Raw genomic sequence first — 12,649 nt, 5'->3', positions numbered from 1 at the left:
CTATATTGCCATAGCAAGTTCTGCACCTTGTCTAATTGCGCGCTTTGCATCCAGTTCGGCAGCAATATCTACACCGCCAATCATATGCACTGGCAGACCAGTGGCTTGCATTTGCGCTAGCAAACTTCGATTAGATTCTTGTCCCGCACATAAAATGACATTATCAACCTCTAACACTTTGTTTTCAGACTCAACGGTAATATGCAGCCCTTGCTGATCAAATTTTTGATAACTCACACCAGTCAGCATATTCACACCATGTTTCTTAAGTACGCTTCTGTGAACCCAACCAGATGTTTTACCTAACCCTTTACCCATTTTGGTAGATTTACGTTGTAATAAATGTATTTGGCGCTCACTTTGATGGCTACTTGGCTGTGTTAACCCGCCAGCTTGTTTATATTGTTCATCAATACCCCATTGTTTATTCCATTTTTGAGGTTCAAGCGTCGATGAGTGGGATTCACATAAAAAGTGCGCCATATCAAATCCAATCCCGCCAGCACCAATTAATGCCACATTATTGCCTACCTCAACTTCACCATTAAGCACTTGTTGATAGTTAACAACCTTAGGGTTATCAAAGCCTGATAAGTTAATCTCTCGAGGGATAACCCCTGATGAAATCACAATTTCATCAAATGACTCTTCCTTTAGCACTTCAGCATCAAGGCGTGTATTTAAGCGAAGATCAACGTTATGCAGTTTTATTTGATTGAGGAAATATCGAATCGTTTCATTAAATTCTTCTTTCCCGGGTATTTTTCTCGCTAAATTAAACTGACCACCAACTTCTGATTTAGCTTCAAACAATGTCACCTTGTGACCGCGAGTTGCTGCGTAAACAGAAAATGCCATCCCAGCGGGCCCCGCCCCCATTACAGCTATGCGTTTTTTATCTGTGGTTGGGGTAAAATTAATTTCGGTTTCATAACATGCTCGTGGATTGACTAAGCAGGTAGCACGTTTCATTTGAAATGTATGGTCTAAACAGGCTTGGTTACAACCAATACATGTATTGATAAGTTCACTGTTATCTTTTGCTGCTTTATTTACAAATTCCGCGTCAGCAAGAAACGGTCTTGCCATCGACACCATGTCTGCTTGACCGCTAGCGATGATATGTTCGCCAATTTCTGGGGTATTGATTCTGTTTGTGGCAATAAGGGGGACATTTACCTCTTTTTTCATACGCTCAGTCACCCAAGCAAATGCACCGCGCGGTACACTGGTCACAATCGTCGGAATACGGGCTTCATGCCATCCAATACCTGTATTGATAATACTCACGCCCGCTTGTTCTAGTGCTTTGGCAAGTTCCACGACTTCATCCCATGTAGAACCATTATCGACTAAATCTAGCATCGACAATCTGAAAATAATAATAAATTCATTTCCCACTTTTTCACGAATGGCCTTCACAATTGCAAGCGGGAATTTAGCGCGGTTTGCAAACTCGCCGCCCCATTTGTCGGTACGTTTATTTGTTCGTGAACAAACAAACTGGTTAATTAAATACCCTTCCGATCCCATTACTTCTACACCGTCATAGCCAGCTTTCAATGCTAATGCCGCGCTTTTAGCGTAATCATTGATCGTTTTATCAACTTGGCGAGTAGACATAGCAGAGGGAGTAAATGGCGTGATCGGCGACTTAATCTTACTTGGCGCTAAGCTAAATGGGTGATACCCATAACGCCCTGCATGTAGTATCTGCATGCAAATTTTACCACCACCATCATGGACTGCATTCGTAATGATTTTGTGTTTTTTTACTTGCCATGAAAAGCTTAACTGACAAGCATGTGGGGCTAAGCGTCCTCTAAAATTTGGTGAAATACCACCAGTGACAATGAGTCCAACACCACCAAGTGCTCTTTCCTTATAAAATGCAGCAAGTTTCTCAAATCCGCCTTTTTCTTCTTCTAGACCAGTGTGCATTGATCCCATCAAAACACGATTTTTTAACTGCGTATGGCCTAAATTTAAAGGTTCTAATAAATGTGGAAACGCCATTCAAACATCCTTTTTAAACAAGTGATTTAAATCAGCATACCTTGTCATTTCTACAAGCTCAATCCCTCTCACTTAAGTTTGTTAAAAACCTTTACAATTCAATTCCCCATTTATTTGTGAATTACGTTAGCATATGGCCATTAACTTGATACAGGAGTGGCTAATGACCGCTAAACCTTCTTTTTTAAAAAGATTATTCTCAATTATCTGGATGATTATTAATGTATTTAGACAAATAATCGTTAACGTTATTTTTTTTAGTGTATTAATTGTCCTGGTTATCGTTTTGATGGTTGGGGATGATGAAATCAATCTTGAGAACAATTCAGCGTTAGTTTTAAACTTAAGCGGCAAAATTGTTGAACAAAAAAGTTATGTTGATCCTGTTGAAGCACTGATTAGCCAAAGCAGCAAAAACAATCCTGATGGCGAAATATTACTCAGCGATATTATTTATGCCGTTAACAATGCCACTCACGATAAGCACATCAATACCATCGTGTTAGATTTGGCGCAGTTGCGCTCTGCTGGGATCAGCAAAATGTCGGCTATCGGCACAGCATTAATGGAATTTAAAGCCACGGGTAAACAAGTTATTGCCATTGGTGATAATTACAATCAACAACAATACTTTTTAGCCAGTTTTGCTAATAAAATATATCTTAATCAACAAGGTAGCGTAACTTTAGATGGATTAAGCCGTTTTCGCTTATATTACAAATCAGCACTGGATAAACTTAATGTCGATATGCATGTATTTCGTGTTGGCACATTTAAATCAGCCGTTGAGCCGTACATTCGTGACAATATGAGCGATGCAGATAAAGAAGCGAGTAAGCAGTTATTAAGTGATTTATGGAATAGCTATGCTATAACTGTGGCGAAAAACCGTGATATCTCTCCGCTAAATCTTGTCATGGCGCATGAACAATATATGGCTGAACTAGATAAAGCAGATGGTGAATTTGCTCAACTTGCCATTAATATGCATTGGGTGGATGAGCTCATTTCAGCCGATGGTTTCAGAATGGCTATGGTTGAGCGTGTCGGTACTAGTAAAGATGGTGAATCATTTAAGCAAATCAACTTAGCTGATTATTTGAGCTTAAATAAACCGCACCCCCTATTTGAAGCAACTGACACAGTTGGTGTTGTGGTCGCTAAAGGCAATATTTTAAATGGCCAACAGCCCGCAGGGCAAATTGGCGGCGAATCGACATCAGCACTGTTAAGACAAGCGCGTTTTGATAATAACGTGAAAGCAGTGGTATTAAGAGTCGATAGTCCTGGTGGCAGCGCATTTGCTTCTGAACAAATTCGCCAAGAAGTGTTAGCACTGAAAGCGGCTGGCAAACCGGTTGTTGTAAGTATGGGCACGTATGCCGCATCAGGTGGATATTGGATTTCAGCAAGCGCAGATTATATATATGCTACGCCAACGACCCTAACTGGTTCGATTGGCATCTTTGGCATGTTTGCAACCTTTGATAAAGCATTATCAAAACTTGGCGTAAACAGCGACGGTGTCGCAACATCTGAGTGGGCTGGTTTAACTGCTACTCGGCCTTTATCTGACAATGTTAAACAAGTCATTCAACGTCATATTGAGAAAGGTTATTTGAACTTTATTTCGTTAGTTGCCAAAGAACGTAACATGACAATTGACCAAGTAGACGCTATTGCACAAGGCCGTGTATGGACAGGCAAAAGAGCATTAGCACTAGGCTTAGTTGATGAACTCGGTGATATTGACCAAGCCGTTGCAAAAGCAGCAAGTTTAGCTAAAGTGGACGTGTTTGATACCAAAATGATCGAAAAGCCGTTAACCACTGAGCAAATTTTTATGCAACAACTTTTATCGGCCAGTGCAGATTTCATTCCACCAAGCTTTATTCATACCAGTATTGCCACTCAAATGCTCAATCACTTTGGTACTGCCCTTGAGCAGTTATCAATGTTTGATGATCCAAATCATGTTTACATGTATTGCGACGCTTGTGAATTCTGATTAAAAACTAATCATGCTTTAAAAAGATGACAGCGAGCATAAACCAAAGCCTGCAATTGCAGGCTTTTTATTGGGTTTCATTTAAAACCCCCGTATAATTTCAACTTGTTAATTCACTTATTCAAAGACAATGTTATGACTAAACGATCCATTTATGTCGCTTATACTGGCGGAACTATCGGCATGCAAAAAACCGCAGAGGGCTTTGCGCCTGTGGCGGGGTTTTTAACGGATTGTGTACAATCAATGCCAGAATTTTACCATGATGAAATGCCTGATTTTGTCATTCATGAATACAACCCATTAATTGATTCTTCTAATATGGCTCCGACTGATTGGCAAATGATTGCTGACGACATTAAAGCCAATTATGACAACTACGATGGTTTTGTTATTTTGCATGGTACGGATACAATGGCATATACCGCATCAGCATTGTCTTTTATGTTACATGGCCTATCAAAACCCGTAATTGTAACAGGCTCACAAATACCACTCGCGCAACTACGCTCTGATGGTCAAACCAACTTACTTAACTCATTATATATTGCTGCAAATTACCCCGTTGCTGAAGTCTGCTTATTCTTTAATAACAATTTATTTCGTGGTAATCGCTCAACTAAAGCACATGCTGACGGATTTAATGCGTTTTCATCGCCAAACTTCCCCACGTTATTAGAAGCAGGCATTAAGATTAACCTTAAAGCGGGTAAAATCGGCGCGGCAACAGCCCGACCATTAGATGTCGTCACCATAAGTCCACAACCTATTGGTGTCGTGACGCTCTACCCTGGTATGGCAACCGATTTATTTAAAAACATCCTTCAGCAACCCGTCAAGGCGTTAATATTGCAAACATACGGCGTGGGTAATGCGCCACAAAACCCACAATTACTGTCCATACTCAAACAAGCAGATTTAAATGGCATTGTGATTGTGAATTTGACTCAATGCTTCCAAGGTAAAGTGAATATGGGTGGTTATGCAACCGGTAATGCGTTAGCGCAAGCAGGAGTGATATCTGGTGGTGATATGACCGTTGAAGCGGCCTTAGCTAAATTACACTTTTTGTTATCGATTGGCTTAACCTCTGAACAAATAAAAGCCAAAATGCAGCAAAATATGTTTGGTGAACTAACTGCTGATTAATAAGCTCAATACCTCTTTAAAATGGGCAAAGTGTCGCAATCTATTTGCTGTAAACATAGCGATGATTTTCACTTAGACAATAAAAAGCAATGCAAATGCATTGCTTGTTTATGTAAAGTAGTACACAAGCTATTATGCCTGCGTCACAACCTCGAAGCAGACACGATAGTTAATTTATAACAAAAACACGCTAGTTATAAATCTTGCACTTTAAACTCAGCAATCGGTTCACCTTTAAATTGCTTTTTTAACTCAGACTTTGACAACTCATTGATCGCACCACCTTGGGCAATAGTAAAATGATCCGTTTGATTAAGTTTTCTAGACTGGTATAACATGACCACTTGCATAGTATGTTCACGTTGAGTTTCAGTTAACAAAGACCCATCTTCCCACTTACCTAATTCAGTCGCGCTTAACAGGCGTAAATATACGTCTTCAGGCATTTGGTCAATGACATTATTAATATCGTTCATACAGACTTCCGTTTATGCATCACAATTCTGATTCGGGTAATGAGATACCCGCTAAAACCAATGGCAAAGCTACTAATTGCAACAATAGCTCGGCTTCCTTGCGCAACTTCTCCGCCCCAAAACCACAATACGGCACCAGCGACAAACAAGGTCAAAAAGATAAATGTGTGGTTCATCAATTGATTTGATTTTTCGATGTGGCTAATTTTAGCTAACGACGCCAAATTGCCATTAATCGACGTTTGGCAATGTGAACATTGCTTAGCTTTACTCGATATGCGTTTTTGGCAACGTGGACATTCTACTAATGCCATATTATTCCCCTTGTTAAATGCTTATAGGTCGTCAACCACCGCCAACATAGCAATTAAAGACGCTTCGCCAAGATAAATGCATCGCTCTGGCGACCAGCCCACAAATGGGTCTGGTAAATTGGCATTATCCTTAAAGGGCATTTCTAAGGTATTGGCGACACAAGAGAAGGTATTTCCTACCCAATTTGAGGCGACGGTTAAGTTGGCTTTACCAGGTTCATCTTTGTCGTAACCGAATTCGGTTTGAAAATCGGCGCTGGCCAGCAGTAATGCCGCGTTAAATTTAGTATTAATTGCAGACATTTGGTCATTGTATGCCGGCACGCCTTCGCAACCGGCTAAGAACACATAAGGTAAGCCTTCGTCACCATGGACGTCATAAAATAAATCGACACCAGTCTGATGCATTTTATTAACCACATAATAAACTTCAGGGCTTTTTTCTAAGCTTGGGCTTTGCCATTCACGGTTTAAGTTTGTTCCCACGGCATTAGTGCGCAGGTGACCACGAGCACTGCCATCAGGATTCATATTAGGAACAATATAGAAGTTGGCTTTATCAAGTAACTTTTTCGCAGTCGGATTATCGCTATCAAGTAGTTGATTCAATAACCCTTCTACTAACCATTCAGCCATAGTTTCACCTGGGTGTTGGCGTGCAGTAATCCAAATGTTCTTTTTAGCAGGGTCGCCATCACCGATTTTAAGTAATGTCATGTCACGACCATCTAAAGTCAGACCTAGGTGCTCTTGGCTCACTGATGAATGCAGTTGTACTTCACTGATTAAATCTAAATGACGTTCGTAACTGTAAGGAGCAAAGTAGGCAATTTGAATAGATTCACAATCTAATTCCGCTTCAATGGTTAACTTACCGTCTTGATAATGGGTAGGTAAACGGAACCAATGTTGACGATCGTAACTTGCAACAGCTTGATAATCTTCCCAACCCTTTGGATAAGATGCCGTACCAGCATTTACGATATTGAGTTGGTATTGTTGACCAACTTCACCGTCAAAACGGAAATTAAACCACTGGTAAAATTCATTACCCACATCAGGTCGAATGGCTAATTGAATATCTTGTGGGTTGGCTAAACTGATAACCTCAATATTACCGCCGTCGAAATTCGCGCTGATCCGCATATTACTTCCTTTATCATTGTGATAGTAACGACAACCATGCCGTTATCTTGGTGAAGAGTTTAGCAAAATCAGCTCAATAATTTAAGCCGCAACAAAGGTAAAACTGTAACCTTGCCCCCGAACAGTATTAATGAGTTCACGTGGCAAGTTGCCACTGACTAATTTACGGCGAGTATTACTAACATGCATGTCTAGATTTCGATCAAATTTGCCGTGTTCTTTTTCAAGCACATGGCGCTGTAATTCTTGCTTAGTAACTACTTTACCTTGTTTATCATAAAGGTACTTTAATAATCTAAATTCGGTTTGAGTTAGCGACAGTGACTGATTGTTGTATTGTACTGTACAAGATATATCGTCAAAAAATATGGATGATAATGTCAGTTTAGGTTCAGTTTTTTTAAATCGACGTGAAAATATCGTTAATTTTAACTGTAACTCACGCATATTAAACGGCCGTGGTAAATAGTCATCGGCGCCTTGTTCGTATGCGTTAATTCGTTCTTCATCATTGTTATCGTAGGCTAATGCCATCACCGGTGTAAAAGCCCGTTGAGATAACATAAGCCAAAAACTGGCAAGCGGTTGGCATGCTAAGTCAAATAAAATTACGTCAAATGATTGCGTATCTATTTTAATCATGGCTTCAAACGCACATCGAACAGACTGCACGTCTAAACCTAATGCACTCAATTTGTTGTGCATCCCTTCAACAGCATTAATTTCGTCTTCAATGAGTAATATTTTGGTCATACGGCGCAACAGGCTAAATGGTAACAATTCGTATTTAGCTTACCATGTGTAAATGGCTTAAATCTATAATGTTACTGGCACTCCCTAATTTCAATTGTATAATTTGTGATGAAGGCAACAATTTACTTACATTTTATGCGTTTGGCGTTCGTAAAGACTCATTAACTCGTGTTTCAGCTTGTAACACGTATTTACATATTTCGCCCACATTTGGTTTTCATTTCGCTTACTATGTTGTTTAAAATACCCTTGATAAATTTTGCCAACGCTTGTTGTAAAAGGACCGTTACGTGATGAACAAGAAACAGATTATCCTGCCTATTATTGTAATTAGTTTTGGTATCGTCAGTTATATAGGGATTGCATCATTAAAGAAGCCCCCAGCAGAAAAGCCCCCTATTGATACGACCCCATTAGTCTCTGTTCAAACTGTAGAATTTAAACCGATGACATTTTCAGTTAATTCATACGGTGTGGTTAAGTCTAAATATGAAACTGAAATGATTTCACAAGTAGATGGCGAAATAGTCTATTTATCTGACAAGTTTGTTAAAGGCGGATTTATATCTAAAGGGGAAACCTTAGCGAAAATCGACCCAAGTGATTACCAGTCAAATTTACTTGATGCCCAAGCACAAATTGCTACCGCTCAAGCGGCATTAATTCAAGAAAAAGCCAACGCAGCCGTAGCCGAACAAGAATGGTCACGTATTACCGAAGGCAAGCCCACTGAACTGAGCCTACGCAAACCCCAACTTGCTCAAGCCATTGCCAGTTTAAAAAGTGCAGAAGCTAGCTTGCATCGTGCAGAGCGAGACTTACAACGTACCAATATAATCGCTCCTTATGATGCGCTTATTTCAAACCGTAATATTGGTCTTGGTTCTTATGTCAGTCGTGGCACCGCACTCGGTATGTTATTAGGCACAAGTGTTGCTGAAGTGCGTTTGCCACTTGCAGATAAAGAAATTCAATTTTTGGACCAACGCGGCGCTGAAGCTCAAGTAAATTTAGTGGGTAATTATGCCGGCCATAAAAATCATTGGCTTGGCAATATTGTACGCAGTGAAGGTGTGGTGGATAGCAAAAGCCGCATGACGTATTTGGTTGCTCAAATTGACGACCCTTATGGATTAAAAACAGATAAACCACAACTGCGTTACGGTACGTATGTGACGGCAACAATTAACGGTTCTAACGCTGGCGATGTCACTATTGTGCCACGTCATTTAGTGGTTAATGGACAAGTAGCGATTATGGACGATGAGAATAAGCTGCGCTATAAAAGCGTTAATATTATCAGGCAAGAAGGTGCCAATGTGGTGATTGATGCCGGCCTCACTTCTGGAATGCAGCTAATCACCTCAGCACTAGATTACCCAATTGAAGGCATGGATGTTGCCTTACCAGCAGATAAAACACTACAAAGTGAGCCAGTTGATACGGCTACTGACACAGATTTAGCAATGGGTAATAAGGAATAATCATGGAAGATACACACAAAGGCCTGATTGCCTGGTTTGCCCGCAACAGCGTTGCGGCCAATTTGCTAATGCTCATCATTTTGCTTGGTGGCTTATTAACTGCCAGCTCAATTCGTAAGCAGTTTTTCCCAGCAATTGATATTAATTGGATTGAATTTAGTGCGCAGTATCCTGGAACCGCTCCGCAAGAAGTTGAAGAAGGCATCACCATTAAAATTGAACAAGCATTAGAAAGTGTTCAAGGGTTAAAACGGGTTATTACCTATTCAAATCGAAACCAAGCCAGTGGTTATTTTCAAATAGAAGATGGCTACGATCCGCAGGTAGTGCTAGATGAAGTTAAATCAGAGATTGATTCTATTTCAACGTTCCCCGCGGGCATGGAAAGCCCCAAAGTTGAACGTATCAAAATTCGCCAAGAAGTGATGTACCTGAGTCTTTATGGTGACTTAACCCAGCGGCAACTCAAAGACTTGGGTGAAAAAATACATAATGAAATTATGCAATTGCCAAATGTTAATATTTCTGAATATTACAGCGGCTTGGGCTATGAAATCAGTGTTGAAGTGAGTAAAGATAGGTTACGTGAATTTGGGTTAACTTTTAATGATGTCGCCCAAGCGGTGCGTGGTTATTCACGTAATATGTCAGCAGGACAAATTAAGGCTGAGAATGGCTATATTAATCTTCGAGTGCAAAACCAAGCGTATGTCGGTTATGAATTTGAAGACTTACCTTTATTAACCCTTGAAGATGGCACCAATTTATTATTAGGCGATGTTGCAACGGTCAACGATGGGTTTGAGCAAGGTATTCAATACTCAAAATTTAATGGTAAAAATTCCGTATCTTTGTTTATTGGCGCATCCAAAAATCAAAGTATTACCGATGTTGCTGACGTTTTACACCAGTATGTAGAAAAAAAACAAAAAACACTGCCACAAGGCGTCACGCTTGAACCCTGGGTAGATATGACCTACTACCTACAAGGTCGCTTAGATTTAATGCTCGACAGCATGAAAAGTGGTGCGGTGTTAGTCTTCCTTATGTTGGCCTTATTTTTACGTGTACGGTTAGCGTTTTGGGTCATGATGGGCTTGCCCGTGTGTTTTTTAGGCACCTTATTGTTCATGCCAATGGCGTTTATTGATGTCACTGTCAACGTTATCAGTTTATTCGCTTTTATATTGGTATTAGGTATTGTTGTCGACGATGCCATTGTTATGGGAGAAAGCGCTCACTCTGAGAGTCAAGAACATGGACAGAACATTGATAGCGTTATTCGTGGTGTAAAACGCGTTGCCATGCCCGCGACCTTTGGTGTATTAACCACCATTGCAGCATTTTTACCCATTACTCTGGATGAAGGGCCCTCGTCGGCATTTGGGCAAGCCATTGGTTATGTGGTTATTTTATGTTTGTTATTTTCGCTAATTGAGTCGAAATTAATTTTACCGTCGCATTTAGCCCACATGAATAGCCCTAAAGTGGTTCAACCTGGTTCAAAGAACCCACTTGATTGGCTGCGCAATATCGTTAATTACATTCAAGGTAAAGTCGACACTGGCCTACATTGGTTTATTAACCATATATACCGCCCGAGTTTAGTACTAGCCACTACCTATCGCTACGCTATCATCATGTTATTTCTAAGCTTTATTTTAATTTGTGCCGGCCTTTATGCTGGTGGATTGGTTCGGTTTATTGGCCAACCTAAAATTCCGCATGATTTTCCAAGAGTCAATGTGGAAATGAATGTAGATGCGTCAGAGTCGGCAACATTAAAGGCAGCACTTGCCATTGAAGCGGCATTATATAAAGTCGATAAAGATTTAGTCGCAGAATATGGCCATGGCATGATTGCGCAAATGCAAGTCGACCTTCGCGGACGTACCAATGCGGAAATTATGGCCAAATTAGTCGACCCAGAACATCGCCCGCTCAATACTTTTGAAGTTGCTGATTTATGGCGTCAAGCCATTCCGAAAATACCCGGAGTAAAATCATTTACTATTCAAGACAGCTTATTTGGTGGTGGCCGTGACGATGGAGATATCAGCTTCCGTCTTGAAGGGCTTAATGAACAACAGTTATTACAAGCTTCGTTAGCCTTAAAGGCAAAATTAAACACCTTAAAAGGGGTCAGTGATGTTAATGATTCACGCCAATCTAGTGCCAAAGAAGTGCAGTTTCATCTTAAACCCCTCGCCCATTCATTAGGATTAACTTTAGCCAATATTGCCAGCCAAGTGGGTAACAGTTTTTATGGACTGGAAGCACAACGTATCATCCGAAACGGAGAAGAAGTTAAAGTGATGCTGCGCTACCCTGAAGAGCAACGAAACTCCATTGCACTGGTACAAGATGTATTAATAAAGATCAGTGAAGGCGCAGAGTTACCCTTATCTGAAGTCGCTGAAATATCAGTAGTTCAAGGGGTAAATAGTATTCGACGTGAAAACAGTAATCGGACAATCAATGTATGGGCATCGGTTGATTCTGAACAAGCTGAACCCTTCAAATTAGCCGAAGATATTCGCGATAACTTTATCCCGCAGTTATTAGCCAAATACCCAACAGTAAAATCGGAAGTGTCAGGCAGCATTCAAGAGCAGATTGACAGCGCAAATACTCAAGTGCGTGATTTCATTATCTCGATGTTGGTGATTTACAGCTTATTGGCAATTCCACTTCGCTCTTATGTACAACCATTTATGATCATGTCAGTGATCCCCTTTGGCATTATTGGCTCAATGTTAGGTCACTTGATCTTAGGGATCGACTTAAGTGCATTATCAGTATTTGGGATCATTGCAGCAGCAGGGGTGGTCGTCAACGACTCATTAGTGATGGTTGATTACATTAATCACTCGCGCAAAAAAGGCGTACCGATGAAAGAAGCGGTGCTCAATGCAGGCTGTCGACGATTTAGAGCTATTTTATTGACCTCATTAACTACTTTTATTGGATTAATGCCCATCATGACCGAAACGAGCATGCAGGCACAAATGGTCATTCCTATGGCCGTTTCATTAGCCTTCGGTGTGCTGTTTGCGACGGTGGTAACCCTATGCCTTATTCCATGTTTATATTTAGCCATTGAAGATATGAAGTTGCTCACCAGTAAAGTTATCGGCTTATATACACCAGATAAACTCACACAAACGCCAGCGCATTCATCTCAAGCTACGCCTGAAGCAAGATGATATTTAGTGCTTAGTGACATTAAAAAGACCACTTTATAGTGGTTTTTTTTTGTCTGTAAACATGCTGTTGCCAACAATGACATTGACCAACTTACAC

Annotated in this window: 9 protein-coding genes; 4 read left to right on the top strand and 5 right to left on the bottom strand. The window is 40.5% G+C overall.

Translation table 11 applies throughout. From position 1 onward, the window contains the following. Positions 1-2,016: an oxidoreductase gene (locus G3R48_RS04270; RefSeq protein WP_153663394.1), complete on the bottom strand. Its 2,016-nt coding sequence runs from the start codon at positions 2,014-2,016 to the stop codon at positions 1-3. Between the two features lie 163 nt (positions 2,017-2,179). Between G3R48_RS04270 and sppA the strand changes: the two genes are divergently transcribed. Together sppA and ansA are read left to right on the top strand one after the other, a co-directional pair. Then, positions 2,180-4,024, top strand: coding sequence for a signal peptide peptidase SppA (sppA, locus tag G3R48_RS04265; protein ID WP_153663392.1), 1,845 nt, complete (start codon positions 2,180-2,182; stop codon positions 4,022-4,024). A 135-nt stretch (positions 4,025-4,159) separates the two neighbouring features. Then, positions 4,160-5,173 carry an asparaginase gene (ansA, locus tag G3R48_RS04260; protein WP_153663390.1) on the top strand — a complete coding sequence of 338 codons (1,014 nt, stop codon included), beginning with the start codon at positions 4,160-4,162 and terminating at the stop codon, positions 5,171-5,173. A gap of 194 nt (positions 5,174-5,367) precedes the next feature. On the opposite strand, the gene G3R48_RS04255 is transcribed toward ansA, so the two are convergent. From G3R48_RS04255 to G3R48_RS04240, 4 genes are all read right to left on the bottom strand, one after another. Then, the gene (locus G3R48_RS04255; RefSeq protein ID WP_153663388.1) at positions 5,368-5,649 is read right to left on the bottom strand and encodes a YeaC family protein; all 282 of its coding nucleotides are present in this window, start codon (positions 5,647-5,649) and stop codon (positions 5,368-5,370) included. After that, positions 5,646-5,963 carry a zinc ribbon domain-containing protein gene (locus tag G3R48_RS04250; protein ID WP_153663386.1) on the bottom strand — a complete coding sequence of 106 codons (318 nt, stop codon included), beginning with the start codon at positions 5,961-5,963 and terminating at the stop codon, positions 5,646-5,648. Before G3R48_RS04250 ends, G3R48_RS04255 begins: the two co-directional genes overlap by 4 nt. Positions 5,964-5,984: 21 nt before the next feature. Then, positions 5,985-7,109 carry a M14 family metallopeptidase gene (locus G3R48_RS04245; RefSeq protein ID WP_153663384.1) on the bottom strand — a complete coding sequence of 375 codons (1,125 nt, stop codon included), beginning with the start codon at positions 7,107-7,109 and terminating at the stop codon, positions 5,985-5,987. 81 nt (positions 7,110-7,190) lie between these two features. Then, on the bottom strand, positions 7,191-7,862 hold the full coding sequence (locus G3R48_RS04240; protein WP_153663382.1) for a response regulator transcription factor: 672 nt from the start codon (positions 7,860-7,862) through the stop codon (positions 7,191-7,193). Positions 7,863-8,152: 290 nt separating this feature from the next. Here G3R48_RS04240 and G3R48_RS04235 point away from each other — a divergent pair, with 290 nt between their 5' ends. Next, the gene (locus G3R48_RS04235; RefSeq protein WP_212593210.1) at positions 8,153-9,346 is read left to right on the top strand and encodes an efflux RND transporter periplasmic adaptor subunit; all 1,194 of its coding nucleotides are present in this window, start codon (positions 8,153-8,155) and stop codon (positions 9,344-9,346) included. A 2-nt stretch (positions 9,347-9,348) separates the two neighbouring features. Continuing rightward, positions 9,349-12,552, top strand: a complete 3,204-nt coding sequence (locus tag G3R48_RS04230; RefSeq protein WP_153663378.1) for an efflux RND transporter permease subunit — start codon at positions 9,349-9,351, stop codon at positions 12,550-12,552. Positions 12,553-12,649 lie beyond the last annotated feature (97 nt).

Origin of the sequence: Shewanella intestini, from assembly GCF_018221465.1 — a bacterium.
Taxonomy (GTDB): Bacteria; Pseudomonadota; Gammaproteobacteria; order Enterobacterales; family Shewanellaceae; genus Shewanella; species Shewanella intestini.
The sequence above is the reverse complement of the archived record's forward strand: the minus strand, read 5'-3'. Positions and strand labels throughout refer to the sequence as shown.